This window comes from Sphingopyxis sp., from assembly GCF_016463645.1.
GTDB lineage: Bacteria > Pseudomonadota > Alphaproteobacteria > Sphingomonadales > Sphingomonadaceae > Sphingopyxis.
Window position 1 is genome coordinate 81,555 of record NZ_JAEMQX010000003.1, and the last position, 19,025, is coordinate 100,579.

Sequence of the window (19,025 nt, forward strand, 5' to 3'; positions counted from 1 at the left end):
GCCCTCGATCGGCGGTGGTGCCCCTGGCCGGACTCGAACCAGCACTCCTTGCGGAACTCGATTTTGAGTCGAGCGCGTCTACCAATTTCACCACAGGGGCCCGTGGGCGCGAAAGCGCGGCGCTTCCCCTAGGGCGAAGCGCCGTATTTTGCCAAGCTATTTCTTGAGCTCTTTCGCCAGCGTCTTCGCCGTCGCCTTCCCATAGGGGGGCTTGAATCCTGCGAGCCCCGCGACATCGAGCTTGGGCTGGCGATAGACCGCGCGCGCGTGGCTGAAAGTGCGGAAACCGTCGACCCCGTGATAATTGCCCATGCCTGACGGGCCGACCCCGCCGAAGGGCAGATCCTCCATGGCATTGTGAAAGAGCACGTCATTGACCGTCACCCCGCCCGAGATGGTCCGCGTCAGCACGCGGTCCTCCTCGCTCCTGTCCTGCCCGAAATAATAGAGGCCGAGCGGACGGTCGTTCGCGTTCACATAATCGATCGCATCGTCGATCGTCTTGTATGTCTTGACCGGCAGGATCGGGCCGAAGATCTCCTCCTGCATCACCTTCATGTCGTCGGTCGGGTTGCGCACGATATGAAGCGGCATCTTGTGACCGTTCGAGCTGGCGAAATCCTCGCCGCCCGGATTGACCTCGATCACCTCGGCACCCTTTTCGCGCGCGTCGGCGAGATAGGATTGCAGCCGGTCGTAATTGCGCGTGTTGACGACCGAGGTGTAATCGTCATTCGCGAGCAAGGTCGGATAGAGCGCGGTCGCGCCTTTGGTGACGCTGTCGATCACCGCGCCTTCCTCGTCCTCGGCGACGAGCAGATAGTCCGGCGCCAGGCAGATCTGCCCCGCGTTCATCATCTTGCCGAGCGCAACGCGCTGGCCGACTAGGTCCTTGTTCGCACTGCGCCCGATGAAGGTCGGCGACTTGCCGCCGAGTTCGAGCGTGACCGGCACCAGATTGTCGGCGGCTGCGCGCATGATATGGCGACCCACACTTGTAGCGCCGGTGAAGATCATATGGTCGAAAGCGAGCTTCGAAAAGGCGACACCGACCTCGGAATCGCCGGTGAAGACAGCCATTTCGGTCGCATCGAAATAATCGGGAACGAGCCGCGCCATCAGCGCCGAGACATTTTCGGTGAATTCGCTCGGCTTGATCATCGCGCGATTGCCCGCGGCGAGGATGCCTGCCATCGGCACGAAGACCATGCCGACGGGGAAGTTCCACGGGGCGACGACGCCGACGACGCCCTTCGGCTGATAGACGACCTCGGCCTTCGCACCGAGCAGGCCGAGCGGAAAGGTGGGCTTCCGCTTCTCGCCCTTCGACCACGCAGCCATATGTTTCTTCGCGTGCTTCAAGGCACTGACCGAAGGCATGATGTCGGTCATCAGCGTTTGTTCGCGGCTGCGATGGCCGAAATCCTCGCTCACCGCCTTCGCAAATTCTTCGGCATGGTCGACGAGCAACGCGATCGCGCGATCGATGCGATCGGTGCGCACTGCAAGGCTCTCGGGCATCGCCGCGGTAAAGCTCGCCTTCTGAGCCGCGAGTACTTCGTGCATCCGCGCGGTTTCGCCGGCAATATCCTGCTTGATTGCGGTGGCCATCACCCGTCTCCCCTATAATTCGCCGACGACGTTTGATCATGCCGCGCAGCGGGTTGCAAGATGAAACCGGCTACCCATCTGGGTCCAGCCCCTTTCGCAAGTGCAGCAAAACCGCTAAGCGACCCGCCGACGTATCTTTCCCCTACGGAGTCTCTCGATATGACCGCCACCGATCCCGTCGTCTTCCTTTCCTACGCGCGTACGCCGATGGGCGGCATGCAGGGCGTGCTTTCGGATGCGAGCGCGACCGATCTCGGCGCGACCGCTGTCAAGGCGGCGGTCGAGCGCGCGGGCGTCAGCGGCGACGATATCGAGCGTATCTATATGGGCTGCGTGCTCCCCGCCGGCCTCGGTCAGGCACCGGCGCGTCAGGCCGCGATCAAGGCAGGCCTCCCCAAGTCGGTGCAGGCGACGACGGTGAACAAGGTCTGCGGATCGGGCATGCAGACCGTGATCATGGGCGCCGAGGCGCTCGCCGCCGGCAGCATCGACCTCGTCGTCGCGGGCGGCATGGAATCGATGACCAACGCGCCCTACCTCCTCAAGAAGCACCGTTCGGGCGCTCGCATCGGCCACGACACCGCCTATGACCACATGTTCCTCGACGGGCTGGAAGACGCTTACGACGCCGGCCGGGCGATGGGCACTTTCGCGCAGGATACCGCCGACGCCTATCAGCTGTCGCGCCAGTCGCAGGATGATTATTCGATCGAATCGCTGAAGCGCGCGCAGGCGGCGATCGCCGACGGCGCCTTCGTGGGCGAGATCGCCCCCGTCACGCTGACCACACGCAAGGGCGAGGTAGTCGTCGACACCGACGAACAGCCCGGCAAGGGCAATCCCGACAAGATTCCGACGCTGAGGCCCGCCTTCGCCAAGGACGGCACGATCACCGCGGCAACCAGCTCATCGATCTCGGACGGCGCCGCCGCGGTCGTGCTGACGCGCCAGTCTGTCGCCGACGCCAAGGGTGCGAAGCCCGTCGCGAAGCTCGTCGCGCACGCCGCGCACGCGCAGGAGCCGAAGGATTTCACCGTCGCCCCCGTCGGCGCGATCAACAAGGTGCTGGCGAAGGCCGGCTGGTCGATCGGCGACGTCGACCTGTTCGAAGTCAACGAAGCCTTTGCCTGCGTCGCGATGTTCGCGATGCACGACCTCGGCATCCCGCACGACAAGATCAACATCCATGGCGGCGCGACCGCGCTCGGCCACCCGATCGGCGCCAGCGGCACGCGCATCATCACGACGCTGATCGCGGCGCTCCGGCGTCACGGCAAGACGCGCGGCATCGCCAGCCTCTGCATCGGCGGTGGCGAGGCGACGGCGGTGGCGGTCGAACTGATCTAGATCACAAGCTGGCGAAAGTTGCACGGCGCCGTCGCGAGACGGCGCCGTTTCGTCGTTATGCACGCGACAAATTGCGACACTAATGACCTGAAAATAAACGACGCATTCCGGTTCGGTTCAAACCGGCTCGCCTAAACCATTCCTGTCATCGGGCGAAATCCCCTCCCCCCTGACGATGCAAAGGAATGGCACAATGAAGAAGATGAAATTTCTCACCGCCGGCCTGATCGCCGCGATGATGGTTCCGGCTGTCGCGCAGGCGCAGAACCGCGAAATCCGCCACGACCGCAAGGAATTGCGCGAGGAACAGCGCGACCTGCGCAACGCCCAGCGCTATGGCGACCGCGGCGACGTTCGCGACGCTCGCCGCGACGTGCGCGACGCGCGGCAGGACCTGCGCGAAAGCCAGCGCGACTGGCGCCGCGACACGCGCTACCAGAATTATCGTGCGCCATTCAAATATCAGCAGTTCCGCGTCGGCTCGACCCTTCGCTCGAACTACTACACCTCGGCCTATCGCCCGGCATGGGACAGCCGCTGGGGTGTGCCGCGGGCCGGCCGTAACCTGACCTACGTCCGCCACTATAACGACCTGTTGCTCGTCAACGAGCGCAACGGCCGCGTGGTCAAGGTTTATCGGAACCACTTCAACTGGCGCCGCTAAACGATAATATCTTTTCGTTTCAAAGAGGGTCGATGGGCAACCATCGGCCCTTTTTGCGGCCGGCGATTGTCGTTGCGGCTTGCCCGCGAAGGGCATAGCCTGCACGGGTTCTTGTGGGGAGAAATCGACATGAAAAAGCTGGTTCTGCTTGCGGCGCTCACCGCGCTGTCAGCCTGTTCGCAAAAAACCGAAGAATCGAAAGACGCCGCCGGGGCGACGCCGACAGAAACCGCCGCGCCGGCTCCCGCCGCGCCTGCCGGGACGGCGCCGGGCAACTATGACGTCAAGATGGCCGACGGCACTGTCGGTTCCACGGTTATCAACGCCGACGGAACCTATACCGATACCGACCCGACAGGAAAAGTCGTCAAAAAAGGCAAGTTCGCGCACAAGGACGGCAAGGATTGTTTCGATCCCGACGGCGACGAGGCCGAGGAATGCTGGAGCCTGTCGCCCGTTGCGGCGGACGGCAGCTTTACCGCAACGAACCCTGAAGGAACAAAGGTGACCGTCACGCCCAAGAAGAGCTGACCCGGGCCGTGCGCGCCCGGCCGCTATCCGGAAGCGAACTCAGTCGCCCCAGATATGGTCGGTCTGGATCCAGCCCTTGCGTCCCTTCACGTCGAACAGGCACCAGCCGTTCTTGCAATCGGTGATCCTCCCGACGACGCCGGGTTGGGCGCGATAGGCGACCGCCGCCGACACACTCGCATCCTCGCGCATCGGGCGGACTTCACCGGTGACGATCGCGGTGCGCGTGCGGCTCAGCAGCCGCGCCGCCATCCAGCCTTGCGTCCCGTCGGGATCCTCGATCTTGCGCCAGGTCTCGAACCGCGCAACGACCTTGACCGGCAAATCCTTTCGCCGATATTCCCAGATAACCGGCACGTCGGGCGACGGCCCCTTACGCATCCGCGCTTCGTCGACATTGATCGACGCCCAATAGGGCACTTCGACATCGGATTGAGCGGCGGCCGGTCCCACGGAAGCCATCAGCGCGGCGGCGATCAAGATATGGCGGCTGGTCATCGCTCTGCCTTGTCAAACTCATATCGGCATTTCAACCATTCGCCGCGCAAAAGGCTGCGTTCGTCCCCAGCCTTTTTCGCCCGCCGCGCTCTTGACCACCGTGCGCGGGCGCGCTCTATCGGCGGCCATGCCCGATTCATCCCGCCCGAAACGCCCGCGCGTCGTCGTCACCCGCCAGTTGATGCCGCATGTGGAAGGCCGCATGGCCGAATTGTTCGACGTTGCGCTCTCTGCGCATGATCACGCCTTTACCCGCGACGAGTTGAAAGCGGCGGTTGCCGACTGCGACGTCTTCGTGCCCACGGTGACCGACGAGATTGATGCCGACATCATCGATGCCGCGGGCGAACGACTCAAGTTGATCGCCAATTTCGGCGCCGGGGTCGACCATATCGACCTCGCCGCGGCACGCGCGAAAGGCATCATGGTTTCGAACACGCCCGGCGTCTTTACCGAAGACACCGCCGACATGACGATGGCGCTGATCCTCAGCGTCCCGCGCCGGCTGGCCGAGGGCGAAAAGCTGATGCGGTCGGGCAAATGGCAGGGCTGGGCGCCGAGCACGATGCTCGGCCACCGCGTCGGCGGCAAATTGCTCGGCATCATCGGCATGGGGCGCATCGGTCTCGCCGTCGCGCGCCGCGCGCGCGCCTTCGGCCTGTCGATCCACTATCACAACCGCAAGCGCCTTCCGCAAGCGATCGAGGAGGAGCTTGGCGCGAGTTATCACGCCAGTGTCGACACGCTGCTCCGCATCAGCGACGTGGTCACGATCCACTGCCCGCATACGGCTGAAACGCACGAGATGGTCAATGCCGCGCGGATCGGCGCGATGAAGCCGACCGCCTATCTCATCAACACCGCGCGCGGCGAGATCGTCGACGAAAAGGCGCTGATTGCGGCGCTCCAGACCGGCCGCATCGCAGGGGCCGGGCTCGACGTCTATACGCACGAACCTGCTGTCGACCCCACCCTGCTCGCGCTCGACAATGTCGTGCTGCTACCGCACCTCGGCTCGGCCACCATCGAGGGGCGCGAAGCTTCGGGCGAAAAGGTCATCGCCAACATCCGCGCCTGGTGCGACGGCCACCGTCCGCCCGATCAGGTGCTGGAGGGCTGGGCCTGAACCCAACCCCGGCGGGCAGATCAATCTCCCGTCAGAATCCGGTCGACGAGCTGCTTCACCGTCGGGGTGAAATTGTTCGAATAAAACGGATCGGTCTTGAAGTTGAACGCGGCGTGGCCCGCGAACATCAGATTCTGCTCGACATCGCCGCCGTGCGCGATGTCCTGCAGCGTTTTCTGGATGCAGAAGCTGCGCGGATCGGCGAGGTACCCGGTCGTGTAATCGTCATGGTCCTTCCACGACGAAAAGCCGCAATGCGACAGGCAGCCCATGCAGTCGGTCTGGTCCCGGCGGATCATCGCCTTGTCGGCCTCGGTCACGAACACCACCGTATTGTCGGGGGTCTTCAGCGCCTCGGTATAGCCTTCGGCGAACCAGTCTCGCGCGCGCGCGCGATCGTGCGGGGTCACCCAGAAATTCTTGCCCTTCACCCCGACGTCGAGCTGGACGATATGGTCGCCGGCTTCCTGCTTCGAATAGGGAATCTGGCGCTCCGAGCGCGCTTCGAGGTCGCGGAGGAACGGGTTGCGCACCGCGCTCGAATAAAAGCCCGTCGGCGAGAAGCGGTGGAGCAGCACGTCGCCGTCGTCGAGCGTGCGGAGACGATCCTTCCACTGCTGCGGGATCGGGCTTTCCTCGGTCAGCAGCGGCCGCGTGCCATATTGGAATGCGATCTGGCCAAGCTCGGGATTGTCGATCCAGTTTTCCCAGTCGCGCAGATACCAGACCCCGCCCGCCATCACGATCGGCACATCGTCGGAAATGCCTTCGGCGCGCATCGTTTCACGAACCGCCGCGACGCGCGGATAAGGATCCTGGGGCACCAGCGGATCTTCGGCGTTCGACAGACCATTATGGCCGCCAGCAAGCCAGGGATCTTCGTACACCACCGCGCCCAGAAGGTGCGGCACCTTGCTGTAAGCGCGCTTCCACAGCGCGCGAAAGGCGCGCGCCGAGCTGATGATCGGCAGGTACAGAACATTGTGCCGCGCGGCGATTTCACTGAGCTTGTACGGCATGCCCGCGCCGCAGGTGACGCCCGCGACAAGACCCTTGGTCCGTTCCAGCACGCCCTCGAGGATCTGTTGCGCGCCGCCCATTTCCCACAGCACATTGATGTTGATCGCGCCCTTGCCGCCCGACACGTCATAGGCGCGCTTCACCTGTGCGACCGCCCCTTCGATGCCATACTGGATCAGCTCTTCGTGGCGTTCCTTGCGGGTCAGCGCGCGATAGATTTGCGGAATGATCTTGCCTTCGGCGTCATAGCTGTCGGCGTTGACCGCCGACACGGTGCCGATCCCGCCTGCCGCGGCCCAGGCGCCGCTGGACATATGGTTGGTCGCCGACACGCCCTTGCCGCCCTCGACCAGCGGCCAGACTTCACGCCCGCCATAAAGGATGGGCTTCAAACCTTTGAACACTCTAAACCTTCTCTCTCTCCGCCCGTTCGCGCCTGCGAACCAGCCCCCGTTGCCGCTTGCGTAAGCGGAAATTCGGCCCTTTTGTCAATCAAAGCCGACCCAGCGGCCGCTGAACGGCCCATAACCTTCAAGCGCACGAGCATAGAGCTTTTCATAGGCGCCGACCATAATTGATTCGTCGAACCGTTCGCCCGCGGCGCGCCGGTTCGCCGCGCCGACCTCGGCGCGCAGCGCGGCACTTTCGGCCATTTGCGCCAGCGCAATCCGGAAAGCGGCCTCGTCCGCCGCGACATAGGGTCGGTTCGCGTCCGACACCATCGCGGCGACGTCGCCGACCACCGGACTCACCACCGGCAGCCCCGCCGCCATCGCCTCGATCACCGCGATCGGCGCCTGTTCGCTGAGCGACGAGAGCGCGAGCATATCGAAATGACCGATCCAGCGCGCGGGTTCGGCCATGAAGCCGGGCATGACGACCCGGTCCGCGATGCCGCACGCCGCGGCTTGGGCGGCGATCGCATCGCGCTCGGGCCCCTCTCCGACGATCACCAGACGAACGTTCGCTGGTAGTTCAGCCACGGCGCGCACGAGGCGCGGCAAGTCCTTGACCTTGCGCAGCCCGGCGACGGTGCCGATCACCACTTCACCATTGCGCCGTTCGAAGCCGGGGATCGGCACCGATGGCCCTTTGGCATAGGCGGCCACGTCGATGCCGTTGCGGATCAGGTGGGTGCGGCCGCCCGCCTTCCACTCATCGGTCGCGATCCGCTGCAGCAAAGTCGACGGGACGACGACCGACTGTGCGGTGCGCAACGCGACCCGGCGGAAAAGATTGCGCTTCCAGTTGCGCCGGACGCTCTCGTCCTCGTTGAACCCGTCTTCGTGATGGATCAGCTCGGGCATGCTGTGCCAGAGGCGCGAAACATGAACCCGGCGCGCCATCACCCCGTCCATCGCGCCCCAATTATAGCTGAGCACGAGCTCGAACCGCGTCATATAGTCCGCGAGATCGCGGTATCGGCCCGGTGCCGGCTTGCCGTGCAGCGGCGGCGCATCTTCCGGAAAATCGACTTTGATCCCGGGATCGATCGCCTCGCGCGCGCCGAGCGCTTCGGGCATAGCCGACAGGATCGTGTGATGTGCGCGGTCCCCCATCAGGTTCATCAGCCGGACCGCCCGCGCCTCCTTGCCGCCAAGCGAGAAGCTCGAATGAAGATGCAGGATACGGATCGGCCACGGCGTGCCGGGCTCGGCGACGCTCACGCTTGCGGAAGCTCCGCGGCCCATGCGTCGATCGCCGCGCGCGCTTCGGGCTCGTCCATCGTCGGTGCATGCCCGACCCCCGGCACCTCGACCAGCCGGGCACGCGGCAGCCCGGCCGCCATCTTCTCGCCCGCCGTGTGCGCCAATATGTCCGACAGCGCACCGCGCAGGATCAGCACCGGCACATCGCCGAGCGCGCGGTACGCCGGCCACAGGTCGACCCCGGCATCGCCGCCGTTCGGCACACGCAGCGGCGCCGCGATCTGCTTGTCATAATCGGTTACGATCCGCCCTTCGGGCGTCAGCCTGTGCGTGCGCTTGGTCAGCCGCAGCCAGTCATGAATGCCATAGTCCGGATAGACGGCGCCGTTGAGATCTGCGAAGGCGCGCGCTGCGTGCATCCACGTCGGCTGGCTGCCGCCCGCGCCGATATAATCGCGGATTCGCTCGAGCCCCGCGGTCTCGAGCTCGGGCCCCACGTCATTGAGTACCGCACCGACAAGACGCCCCGGCAGGCTCGCCGCCATCAGCATCGCCACCAGCCCGCCGAGCGAGGTACCTATCGCCGCGAAACGCTCGATCTCCAGTTCGTCGAGCAACGCGACGACATCCTGCACATAGGTCAGCGGAACATAGGTCATCGGATCCTTCGCATAGGCGCTGTCGCCGCGCCCGCGGAATTCGATGACGATCACCTTGCGATATCGTGCCACATGCGGCGCCAGCGCCTCGAAATCGCGGGCGTTGCGCGCAAGTCCCGGCATGCACAGCACTGGCGGCGCGCGCTCGCTGCCCTCGGGCCCGGCATAGACGCGCGCATGCAGCCGGACGCCGTCGTGCGACCACCAATATTGGTCCGACCAGTCGCGGCGCCCCTCCTGCTTTGCATCCTGCTGGGCCAAGATGGCACGTCCCCTTGCTTTGTTTCGTCCCGCACGTCCCCTGCGCGGGACTCGATCCTGTCTATCGCCAACCGCGCCGCGCGGCGCAAGCAATCCGTGGCACCGATGCGGCGCAGGTTGCCCCTGCCCGCTTTCGCCGATAAGACGCGGACGACCATGAGCGAGCCTTTGATTTCCTTCGAACCCGCAACCGGCGAAGAGCTCTGGCGCGGGCCGGTCAGCGATGTTGATGCCGAGGTCGAAATCGCCCGGCGCGCGTGGCCCGAATGGGCGTCGAAGCCCGTCACCTTCCGTACCGAAACGCTGCGCCGCTTCGCCGACCGGGTGAAGGCCGAAAGCGAAGCGCTCGCCGACCTGATCGCGCGCGAAACCGGCAAACCGCTGTGGGAAGCGCGGACCGAAGTCGAATCGGTCGCGAACAAGGTCGACATCTCGGTCAAGGCCTATGCCGAGCGTACGCCCAATCGCCGCATCGAGGGCGCAATGGGACTGCGCAACGCGGTGCGCCACAAGCCGCACGGCACGCTCGCGGTACTCGGCCCCTATAATTTCCCCGCGCACCTGCCCAACGGCCACATTGTCCCCGCGCTGATCGCGGGAAATTCGGTCGTGTTCAAGCCGTCCGAAAAGACTCCCGCGGTCGGTGCGAAGCTCGTCGAGCTCTTCCACAGCGCCGGCGTGCCGCCAGAGGTATTGCGCCTTGTCATCGGCGGCCCCGAAACGGGCAAGACACTCGCGGGCCACACAGGCATCGACGGCCTGCTCTTCACCGGATCGGCGCGCACCGGCCTCGCGCTCAACCGCCAGTTCGTTGGCCAGCCGGGCAAGATGCTCGCGCTCGAAATGGGCGGCAACAACCCGATCGTCGTGTGGGATACCGCCGATATCCGCACTGCGGCGATCATTGTCGTGCAGTCGGCCTTCCTCAGTGCCGGACAGCGCTGCAGCAACGCGCGGCGGCTGATCGTCCGCGACACGCTCGCTGACAGGCTGAGCGAAGAGGTGTGCGATCTGGCGAACCGGTTGATCGTCGATCATCCACACGCCGACCCGGCACCCTATATGGGGCCGGTAATCGACAACGAGGCGGCCGACGGGCTGACCGAAAGCTTCCTGATCCTCATGTCGAACGGCGGCAAGGTGATCCGCCATATGGCGCGGCCGGTCGCCGGCCGTCCTTTCCTGACGCCCGGAATCATCGACGTGACCGCGATGTCCGAGCGCCCGGATATCGAGCTGTTCGGCCCGCTGCTCCAGGTGGTCCGCGTCGACAGTTTCGAAGCCGCGATCGCCGAGGCGAACAACACGGCCTTCGGTCTGTCGGCTTCGCTGATCGGGGGCACGCCGCAACTCTACGACCAGTTCTGGGCCAATGCACGCGCGGGCGTGATCAACTGGAACCGCCCGACCAACGGCGCCTCGTCCGCCGCCCCCTTCGGCGGCATCGGCCTTTCGGGCAATCACCGGCCGAGCGCCTTCTACGCCGCCGACTATTGCGCCTATCCGGTCGCATCGTCCGAAAGCGACGCGATGCGCGCCTCGATCGGCGTCGGGCTGCGCGATCCCGAAGGATTGCAGCTGGTGACGAAGAAGTATCTCTAGGTACGTCGTGGCTTCGCTACGCCCGCGATGGTGCGCGGCGACAATCGGCTGGCAATTTTACCTTCACCATCGTCAATAAAGCCTGTTTTGCCAATCACGGCCGGCGCGATCATCTATCCTGCATGGAAAAGCCTCTCCCTTCCGCGGGCAAGCTCTGGCTCGTCGGCGCCGGCCCCGGCGATCCCGACCTGCTGACGCTGCGTGCTGCGCGCCTGCTCGCAAGCGCCGATCTCGTCGTGCATGACGGGCTCGTCGGCGAAGGCGTACTCGCGCTGATCCCGCCGCATGTCGAACGGATCAGTGTCGCCAAGCAGCGCAGCCGCCACACGATGAAGCAGGAGCTGATCAACGAGTTGATCGTCCGCGAAACGCAGGCCGGAAAGCAGGTCGTGCGCCTCAAGGGCGGCGATCCCTTCATTTTCGGGCGCGGCGGCGAGGAACTCGACGCGGCACGCGCGGCGGGCGTTGCGGTCGAGGTCGTCCCCGGCATCACCGCTGCGGCGGGCTGCGCGGCGCAGGCGGGGCTTCCCCTCACCCACCGCGAGGATGCGAGCGCGGTCAGCTTCGTCGCAGGCCAGTGCAAGGATCTGACCGATCAGGACTGGTCGGGGCTTGCGGGTCACGGCCGTACGCTCGTCATCTACATGGGCCTCGCGACAGCATCGGCCATCGCCGACAAGCTGATCGCCGACGGCGTATCCCCTGCTCTGCCGGTCGCCGTCGTCGAACGCGGCACCACCAGGGACGCGCGTGTCCTCCGCACCCTCCTCACCGATCTCGGCGACCTCGTCGTGCGCGAAAAGGTCGCCAGCCCCGCGCTGATTATCGTCGGCAAGGTCGCGGCGCGCGCCGATGCGCTCGACTGCCTCGGCGCTCCCGGCGTCGTCCATTCCCTGAAGGATATTGCATGCGAATCTTGACCGGCAACGACCTGAAATCAGGAGCTGTCATCTGGTGGACCGGCCACGACTGGTCGCTCCATGTGGAAGACGCCGTGGACGTCGGCGAACATGGCGAGGCGGTGCTCGCCGCCGAGGATGGCGCGCGGCGCGTCAACGGCGGCTATATCGTCGATGCCGAGGCGACCCCCGAAGGGCCGCGCCCCGCGCATATCAAGGACCGCATCCGCGCGCTCGGCCCCACCGTGCGCCCCGACCTGACATTGAAACCGGCCGATCCGACGGCAGGCGACTGGGTGATCTGACATGTACCAATATGACAAGTACGACCAGGGCATGGTCGATGCGCGCGTCGAGGAATTCCGCGATCAGGTGCGCCGCCGCATCGCGGGCGACATCAACGACGACCAGTTCAAGCCGCTGCGGCTGAAGAACGGCCTCTATCTCCAGCTCCACGCCTATATGCTGCGCGTGGCCATTCCCTATGGCACGTTCAATTCGGTGCAAATGCGCAAGCTCGCCGACATCGCGCGCAAATATGACCGCGGTTACGGCCACTTCACGACGCGACAGAACATCCAGTACAACTGGATCAAGCTGGAAGAAGCGCCCGACATTCTCGCCGAACTGGCGACGGTCGAGATGCACGCGATCCAGACGAGCGGTGAGAGCATCCGCAACATCTCGGCCGACCAATATGCGGGCGCCGCCGCCGACGAGATCTGCGACCCGCGTCCGTGGGCCGAGCTGATCCGTCAGGCGACCACCTTCCATCCCGAATTCAGCTATTTGCCGCGCAAGTTCAAGATTGCGGTTATTTCTGCCCCCGAAGATCGCGCGGCGCTGCGCTGGCACGACTGCGCACTGCGCATCGTCCGCAACGGCAAGGGCGAGGAAGGTTTCGAAGTCTATGCCGGCGGCGGCATGGGGCGCACGCCGTTCATCGCGTACAAGATCCGCGACTTCCTGCCCGCACAGCAGATTTTCTCCTATCTGCAGGCGATCCTGCGCGTCTGGAACCTCCACGCGCGGCGCGACAATATTCACAAGCAGCGGATGAAGATCCTCGTCCACGAACTCGGCGAAGAAGAGTTCCGCCGTCAGGTCGAGGAGGAATTCCAGACCTTCCTCGCGCTCGCCACCGATTTTCCGCAGGCCGAATATGACCGTATCGCGGCCTATTTCACGCCACCGCCGTTCGAAACGGGCCTCGGTGACGAAATCGACCGCAGCGATCCCGACTTCGCGCTGTGGGTCGACCGGCAGGTGGTGGCCCACAAGGTGCCGGGTTACGCGATCGCCAACATCAGCCTGAAGCCCATCGGCGGCATCCCCGGCGACATTTCCGCCGAGCAGATGGATATCGTCGCCGACCTCGCCGAGCGTTACAGCTTCGACGAAATCCGCGCGACACATGCGCAGAACCTCGTTCTGCCGCACGTCCGCAAGGCCGACCTCTACGCTGTGTGGCAGGCGCTCGACGCCGCGGGTCTCGCGAGCGTCAACCTCGACCTCGTCACCGACATCATCGCGTGCCCGGGGCTCGATTATTGCAGTCTCGCCAACGCACGTTCGATCCCGCTCGCGCAAAAAATCTCCGAACGCTTTGCGAATATGGAGCGCCAGCTCGATATCGGCGAGCTCAAGATCAAGATTTCGGGCTGCATCAACGCCTGCGGTCACCATCATGCCGGCCAGATCGGCATCCTCGGCGTCGACCGCAAAGGCACGGAGAATTACCAGCTGCTGCTCGGCGGCTCGGGGGCGGAGGACACGTCGCAGGCCAAGATCACCGGACCGGGCTTCGACGAAGCCGGGATCGTCGATGCGGTCGAGCGCACCGTCGAACGCTATCGCGAGCTGCGCGAGCCCGGCGAACGTTTCCTCGATACCTACCGCCGCGTCGGCCTCGATCCCTTCAAGGAGGCCATTTATGGCTGATTTCCGTTACCGTGACGACCAGCCGCACGAAGAGCCGGCGGTCACTCTCGACGCATTTCTCGAACAGCCCGACGCGACCGCCGTGCGGCTCGAGGCGGGCGAGGATGCCCGGCGGCTGATCCCCTTTCTCGATCGGCTGCAGCTTATCGAAATCTCCTTCCCGCGCTTTCGCGACGGGCGCGGCTTTTCGAGCGCGCGCATCCTGCGCGAGGCGGGCTACAAGGGTGAACTGCGCGCCGAAGGCGACGTGCTGATCGATCTGCTCTTCTTCATGCGGCGCTGCGGCTTCGACAGCTTCGTGTCGCAGCATTCGCTCAATCCCGCCGATGTCGAGGCGGCACTGAACCGCTATTCGCACGTCTATCAGAATGCGACCGACGAGGCGGTGCCGATCTGGAAGCTGCGGCATGGCTAGCAAATCCGTACCCGAAGACCGCACCCGCGACCGGATCGACGTCGCGCCGCGCTTTACGCAGGCCGATGTCATCCGCCTCAACAACCTCTTCCGCGGCCAGGACGCCGCCGAGGTGGTCGCGAGCGTGATCGGCGCGGGGTTGCTCGGCGAGACCGCGATCGTCTCCAGCTTCGGCGCCGAAAGCGCAGTGCTGCTCCATCTCGTCAGCCGCGTCGCGCCCGACATGCCGGTGCTGTTCCTCGACACGGGCAAGCATTTCCCCGAAACGCTCGCCTATCGCGACGAGCTGGCCGCGAGGCTGAAGCTCAACATCGTCAATCTGACGCCCGATCCCGAGGACCTGAAAAAGAAGGACGCGACCGAGCTGCGCTGGTCCTACGACCCCGACGGCTGCTGCGAAATCCGCAAGGTGAAGCCGCTCGAAAAGGCGCTGACCGACTTCGACACCTCGATCACCGGGCGCAAGGGCTTCCAGTCGTCGACGCGGCAGGGCCTAGCCCGCTTCGAGCTCGACGGCGCGACCGGCCGCCTCAAGTTCAATCCGCTCGCCAACTGGACGCGCGAAGCGCTCGACGCCTATTTCGAGACGCACGACCTGCCCCGACACCCGCTTGAGGCCGAGGGCTATCCGTCGATCGGCTGCTCGCCCTGCACGTCGAAGGTCCAGCCGGGCGAAGACCCTCGCTCGGGCCGCTGGCGCGGTTGGGACAAGACCGAATGCGGCATTCACGAAGCGGTGACGCCGATCGACGACGACCCGGCGAACGATCCGGCGTTCTAGGCGGCTCTATTCATAATCGTCATATGCCATGCTGTCGTCGGCAAGGTCGCTGAACTTGGTCGTCTTCGCCTCGAAGTGCAGGCGGACCTTGCCGGTCGAACCGTGACGCGATTTGGCGACGATCACTTCGGCCAGGCCGAAGACGCGCTCCATCTCGGCCGCCCATTCCTCGTGCTGTGCGTGGATCTTGACATCGTCGCCCTCGACCGGACGCTTGGGCTCGCGCGCGGCAACATAATAATCCTCGCGAAACACGAAGAGCACCATGTCGGCGTCCTGTTCGATCGAGCCCGATTCACGAAGGTCGGAGAGCTGCGGACGCTTGTCCTCGCGGCTTTCGACCTGACGGCTGAGCTGCGACAGCGCCATCACCGGTACATGCAGTTCCTTCGCCAGCGTCTTCAAACCGCGCGAAATTTCGGAAATTTCCTGAACGCGGTTGTCGCCGCTCTTCGACGACCCCTGCAGCAACTGGAGATAGTCGACGACGATGAAGCCGATGCCGTGGCGCCGCTGCAATCGCCGCGCGCGCGTGCGCAGTCCCGCGATCGTCAGACCGGGCGTATCGTCGATGAAGAGCGGCAGCGTCTGGAGCGCCTGTGCTGCGCGTGACAGCTGCTGGAACTGCTCCTTGCTGATCTTGCCCATGCGCAGCGCCTCGCCCGACACCCCTGATTGCTCGGCGAGCACGCGCGTCGCGAGCTGGTCGGCCGACATTTCGAGGCTGAAGAAGGCGACCTTCGCGCCCATATTCTTCTCGGGCGGGATGCCGTCCTCCTCGTCGCGACGCCAGCGTTCGGCGGCGTTATATGCGATGTTCGTGGCGAACGATGTCTTGCCCATGCCCGGACGGCCCGCGAGGATCATCAAGTCCGAATTGTGCATGCCGCCGATCTTGGCGTTCATGCTCGCGATCCCGGTCGTGATCCCCGACAGGTGCCCGCCCGAATTCAGCGCGCGCTCGGCCGCCTGCAGCGCGGTCAGGCTCGCCTGGCTGAAATTCTTGACCGACCCCATCTCGGCCTCGCCGCCCGCGACGCGATAGAGCGCGGTTTCGGCCTCCTCGATCTGCGCCTGCGGGTCGACGCGCTCGCTCGTATCGAGCGCATTGTCGACGAGCGCGCGCCCGACGCCGGCGAGTTCGCGGAGCAGCGCGAGGTCGAAAATCTGCCGCGCAAAGTCGCGCGCGCCGATCAGCCCGGCGCCGCTGCCGGTGAGCTGCGCGAGATAACCGACCCCACCGACCGCCTTCATCGCCTCGTCGGCCTCGAAATAGGGTTTCAGCGTCACCGGCGTCGCGATGCTGTTGCGCTCGATCAGCGCCATCGTCTGCTGGAAGATACGGCCGTGGAGCGGTTCGAAGAAATGGTCGGGATTGAGCGCAACGGGCAAATCCTCGACGACTCGGTTGTCGATCAGGATCGCGCCCAGAAACGCGGCCTCGGCCTCGATATTGCGGGGTAATTGGCGTTCATCCCCGGCGTTGGCCGGGGTCGGAATCAAGGCTAGTTCTGGCATGGCGACCTTCATGCGATGCCGCCCCCGGCGGCGCAACAGGCGATACCGGCGAAGCTATCATAGTTGTGGGTTGCTGTGAATAAGTCCTCCCCCTTGCCCTTCGCTCGCGGCCAAGTAGAAGCACGGACAGCATGAGCGACGCAGCCCCCTCCAAACAGCGGATCATTTCGGTCGAGCTCGACGAAGGGTCGATCGTGTGGCGCAATCCCGACGTCGAGCAGGAACGCCGCGTCGCGATCTTCGATCTGATCGAGGATAACAAGTTCGTGCCGCAGCGCGGTCACCCCGATGGCTATGCCGGTCCCTACCGCTTGATGTTACGTGTCGAGGAAGGCCGCCTGATCTTTGAAATCAGCCGCGAAGATAGCTCGCCGCTCGAGGCGATCATCCTGGGGCTCGGACGTTTCCGTCGCCCGATCCGCGACTATTTCGCGATCTGCGACTCCTATTATCAGGCGATCAGGACCTCGACCGCGCAGCAGATCGAGACCGTCGACATGGCGCGCCGCGGCCTCCACAACGAGGCGGCGGAGATGCTGATGGACCGGCTCGACGGCAAGATCGCTGTCGATTTCGCGACCGCACGCAGGCTGTTCACGCTGATCTGCGTGCTGCACATCAAGGGCTGAAGATGCGGGCGGGGGCGATCAGGGGCGGAAAGGCAGCGCGGACGCTGGCCACGTGGCGCGCCACGATCACGCGCACGCTGCGCCGCATCGGCGCCGCGATCGTGGTGCTGCTGCTTGCCGCAGGACTTGCGCTCTGGTGGGCTGCGCGCTGGACGCCCGACCGTGCCATCTATCCGACACAAGGCGTGACGATCGACGCGCGCAACGGCGATGTGCATTGGGGCTCGATCAAGGCCGCCGGCGCCGAATTCGCCTATGTCATGGCAACCGACGGGTCGGCCGGCATCGACCCCGAATTCACGCGCAACATGGCCGGCGCGCGCGATGCGGGGATTCAGGCGGGCGCGATCCACCGCTACAGCCTCTGCCAGCTCGCGACCGATCAGGCCGCCAATTTCATCCGCCACGTCCCGCGCCGCGCCGACGCGCTGCCCGCCGTCGTCTGGCTCGATTATGACGATCGCTGCCCCGACCGGCCGACGCGCGCACTCCTGCTCTCCGAACTCGCGACCTTCCTCGCCCAGATCGAGGCGCATATGGGCAAGCGGAGCCTGATCGCGCCCGGCCCGGCATTCGAGAGCGATTACAAGGTAACGCGGGGGATCGCGCGCACCACCTGGCTTCGCCGCGATTTCTTCGAGCCCGACTATGGCGCGCATCCCTGGGCGATGTGGCAGGCGAACGACTATGTGCGCGTCCCGGGCGCCGAGGGGCCCGTCGGCTGGAACGTGCTGCGCCCGCAAGGAGAGATGCGATGACCGAGACCTCGAACGACCGCGACGCGCTGATCGACGCGGCGCGCGATGCCGCGAGCCGCGCCTATGCGCCCTATTCTGGCTTTCACGTCGGTGCCGCGCTACTGCTCAGGAACGGCGATGTCGTGACCGGCGCCAATGTCGAGAATGCGAGTTACGGCCTGACCCTCTGCGCCGAGACCGCGGCGGTGGCAAAGATCGCCAACGAAGGCTGGATCGGCGAACTCGCCGAGGTCGCGATCGTCGGCGGGCGTCCCGACGGCGACGCGCTGCTCGGCGGCGCCCCGGTCAACCCCTGCGGCCGCTGTCGCCAGATTCTCAACGAAGCCGCCGAGCGCTCGAAGACCGATATCCTCGTCCACTGCGCCTCTGGCGACGGCACCGCCGTCAAGACGTACCGGCTCAGCGAATTGCTTCCCGCCGCTTTCGGACCCAAGGATCTCGGCCTCATCGACTGACCGCTTGCGCAAAACGCACCGCCCTTACAAGAGACACGCATGGCCATTCTTTCAGACCGCTGGATTCGCGAAGCCGCCCGGACGCAGGGCATGATCGAACCGTTCGTGGAGGCGCAGCGTCGCGACGGCTGCATCAGCTACGGCCTCTCCTCCTACGGCTACGACGCGCGCGTTGCGCCCGAATTCAAGATCTTCACGAACATCGATTCAACCACGGTCGACCCCAAGGAATTCGATCCCAAGAATTTCGTCGACCGCGAGACCGACGTGTGCATCATCCCGCCGAACAGCTTCGCGCTCGCCCGCACGGTCGAATATTTCCGCATTCCGCGCGATGTGCTCGTCATCTGCCTCGGCAAGTCGACCTATGCGCGCTGCGGCATCATCGTGAACGTCACTCCGCTCGAGCCCGGCTGGGAAGGCCATGTGACGCTCGAATTCTCGAACACCACCCCCCTGCCCGCCAAGATCTATGCCAACGAAGGCGCGTGCCAGTTCCTGTTCCTGCAGGGCAATGAGCCGTGCGAGACGAGCTATGCCGACCGCGCGGGCAAATATATGGGGCAAAAGGGCGTCACGCTGCCCAGGCTTTGATACCGCGACCTGCTCCATCCCGCTTGCTCCGCGCACGAAAATTGATAACGTTCCCACAAATCATAAC

At 65.0% G+C, this 19,025-nt stretch carries 20 protein-coding genes and 1 tRNA gene; 14 read left to right on the forward strand and 7 right to left on the reverse strand.

Annotated elements, in window-relative coordinates; translation table 11 throughout:
* Window positions 1-15: 15 nt before the first annotated feature.
* Both JHC57_RS01890 and JHC57_RS01895 read right to left on the reverse strand, forming a co-directional pair.
* A tRNA-Leu gene (locus JHC57_RS01890) sits at window positions 16-100 on the reverse strand.
* A gap of 56 nt (window positions 101-156) precedes the next feature.
* Window positions 157-1,611, reverse strand: coding sequence for a coniferyl aldehyde dehydrogenase (locus JHC57_RS01895; RefSeq protein ID WP_294028170.1), 1,455 nt, complete (start codon window positions 1,609-1,611; stop codon window positions 157-159).
* A gap of 159 nt (window positions 1,612-1,770) precedes the next feature.
* Here JHC57_RS01895 and JHC57_RS01900 point away from each other — a divergent pair, with 159 nt between their 5' ends.
* From JHC57_RS01900 to JHC57_RS01910, 3 genes are all read left to right on the forward strand, one after another.
* Complete coding sequence (locus JHC57_RS01900) at window positions 1,771-2,958, forward strand: acetyl-CoA C-acyltransferase (protein WP_294028172.1); 1,188 nt, start codon at window positions 1,771-1,773, stop codon at window positions 2,956-2,958.
* A 193-nt stretch (window positions 2,959-3,151) separates the two neighbouring features.
* Complete coding sequence (locus JHC57_RS01905; protein ID WP_294028174.1) at window positions 3,152-3,622, forward strand: hypothetical protein; 471 nt, start codon at window positions 3,152-3,154, stop codon at window positions 3,620-3,622.
* A 129-nt stretch (window positions 3,623-3,751) separates the two neighbouring features.
* Complete coding sequence (locus JHC57_RS01910) at window positions 3,752-4,153, forward strand: hypothetical protein (RefSeq protein ID WP_294028175.1); 402 nt, start codon at window positions 3,752-3,754, stop codon at window positions 4,151-4,153.
* A gap of 39 nt (window positions 4,154-4,192) precedes the next feature.
* Here JHC57_RS01910 and JHC57_RS01915 read toward each other — a convergent pair whose 3' ends face one another.
* Window positions 4,193-4,651: an SH3 domain-containing protein gene (locus JHC57_RS01915; RefSeq protein ID WP_294028177.1), complete on the reverse strand. Its 459-nt coding sequence runs from the start codon at window positions 4,649-4,651 to the stop codon at window positions 4,193-4,195.
* A gap of 127 nt (window positions 4,652-4,778) precedes the next feature.
* On the opposite strand from JHC57_RS01915, the gene JHC57_RS01920 reads away from it, so the two are divergent.
* Window positions 4,779-5,777, forward strand: a complete 999-nt coding sequence (locus tag JHC57_RS01920; RefSeq protein ID WP_294028179.1) for a D-glycerate dehydrogenase — start codon at window positions 4,779-4,781, stop codon at window positions 5,775-5,777.
* Window positions 5,778-5,797: 20 nt separating this feature from the next.
* Here JHC57_RS01920 and JHC57_RS01925 read toward each other — a convergent pair whose 3' ends face one another.
* The 3 genes from JHC57_RS01925 to JHC57_RS01935 all read right to left on the reverse strand — a co-directional run bounded on the left by JHC57_RS01925 (window position 5,798) and on the right by JHC57_RS01935 (window position 9,366).
* Window positions 5,798-7,201, reverse strand: coding sequence for a nitronate monooxygenase (locus JHC57_RS01925; RefSeq protein ID WP_294028180.1), 1,404 nt, complete (start codon window positions 7,199-7,201; stop codon window positions 5,798-5,800).
* Between the two features lie 84 nt (window positions 7,202-7,285).
* A complete protein-coding gene (locus JHC57_RS01930; protein WP_294028182.1) occupies window positions 7,286-8,464 on the reverse strand; it encodes a glycosyltransferase family 4 protein in 1,179 nt (392 codons plus the stop codon).
* Complete coding sequence (locus tag JHC57_RS01935) at window positions 8,461-9,366, reverse strand: alpha/beta hydrolase (protein ID WP_294028184.1); 906 nt, start codon at window positions 9,364-9,366, stop codon at window positions 8,461-8,463. The genes JHC57_RS01930 and JHC57_RS01935 overlap by 4 nt, the downstream gene beginning before the upstream one ends.
* Window positions 9,367-9,522: 156 nt before the next feature.
* Here JHC57_RS01935 and astD point away from each other — a divergent pair, with 156 nt between their 5' ends.
* From astD to JHC57_RS01965, 6 genes are all read left to right on the forward strand, one after another.
* A complete protein-coding gene (astD, locus tag JHC57_RS01940) occupies window positions 9,523-10,968 on the forward strand; it encodes a succinylglutamate-semialdehyde dehydrogenase (protein WP_294028186.1) in 1,446 nt (481 codons plus the stop codon).
* A 122-nt stretch (window positions 10,969-11,090) separates the two neighbouring features.
* Complete coding sequence (gene cobA, locus JHC57_RS01945; protein ID WP_294028187.1) at window positions 11,091-11,888, forward strand: uroporphyrinogen-III C-methyltransferase; 798 nt, start codon at window positions 11,091-11,093, stop codon at window positions 11,886-11,888.
* Window positions 11,876-12,172 (forward strand): DUF2849 domain-containing protein, encoded by a 297-nt coding sequence (locus JHC57_RS01950; protein ID WP_294028189.1) that lies wholly within the window; start codon window positions 11,876-11,878, stop codon window positions 12,170-12,172. Before cobA ends, JHC57_RS01950 begins: the two co-directional genes overlap by 13 nt.
* Before the next feature lies 1 nt (window position 12,173).
* Window positions 12,174-13,808 carry a nitrite/sulfite reductase gene (locus JHC57_RS01955; RefSeq protein WP_294028190.1) on the forward strand — a complete coding sequence of 545 codons (1,635 nt, stop codon included), beginning with the start codon at window positions 12,174-12,176 and terminating at the stop codon, window positions 13,806-13,808.
* Window positions 13,801-14,223 carry a DUF934 domain-containing protein gene (locus JHC57_RS01960; protein ID WP_294028191.1) on the forward strand — a complete coding sequence of 141 codons (423 nt, stop codon included), beginning with the start codon at window positions 13,801-13,803 and terminating at the stop codon, window positions 14,221-14,223. Before JHC57_RS01955 ends, JHC57_RS01960 begins: the two co-directional genes overlap by 8 nt.
* Window positions 14,216-15,004: a phosphoadenylyl-sulfate reductase gene (locus JHC57_RS01965; protein WP_294028192.1), complete on the forward strand. Its 789-nt coding sequence runs from the start codon at window positions 14,216-14,218 to the stop codon at window positions 15,002-15,004. Before JHC57_RS01960 ends, JHC57_RS01965 begins: the two co-directional genes overlap by 8 nt.
* Window positions 15,005-15,010: 6 nt before the next feature.
* Here JHC57_RS01965 and JHC57_RS01970 read toward each other — a convergent pair whose 3' ends face one another.
* Window positions 15,011-16,522, reverse strand: a complete 1,512-nt coding sequence (locus tag JHC57_RS01970) for a replicative DNA helicase (RefSeq protein WP_294028194.1) — start codon at window positions 16,520-16,522, stop codon at window positions 15,011-15,013.
* A 131-nt stretch (window positions 16,523-16,653) separates the two neighbouring features.
* Here JHC57_RS01970 and JHC57_RS01975 point away from each other — a divergent pair, with 131 nt between their 5' ends.
* From JHC57_RS01975 to dcd, 4 genes are read left to right on the forward strand one after another with little or no spacing between them, the layout of a single operon-like run.
* A complete protein-coding gene (locus JHC57_RS01975; RefSeq protein WP_294028195.1) occupies window positions 16,654-17,151 on the forward strand; it encodes a UPF0262 family protein in 498 nt (165 codons plus the stop codon).
* Window positions 17,152-17,153: 2 nt separating this feature from the next.
* Window positions 17,154-17,909, forward strand: coding sequence for a GH25 family lysozyme (locus JHC57_RS01980; protein WP_294028197.1), 756 nt, complete (start codon window positions 17,154-17,156; stop codon window positions 17,907-17,909).
* Window positions 17,906-18,364, forward strand: a complete 459-nt coding sequence (locus JHC57_RS01985; protein WP_294028199.1) for a cytidine deaminase — start codon at window positions 17,906-17,908, stop codon at window positions 18,362-18,364. Before JHC57_RS01980 ends, JHC57_RS01985 begins: the two co-directional genes overlap by 4 nt.
* A 39-nt stretch (window positions 18,365-18,403) precedes the next feature.
* Window positions 18,404-18,958: a dCTP deaminase gene (gene dcd / locus JHC57_RS01990; protein ID WP_294028201.1), complete on the forward strand. Its 555-nt coding sequence runs from the start codon at window positions 18,404-18,406 to the stop codon at window positions 18,956-18,958.
* The last annotated feature ends 67 nt before the right edge of the window (window positions 18,959-19,025 follow it).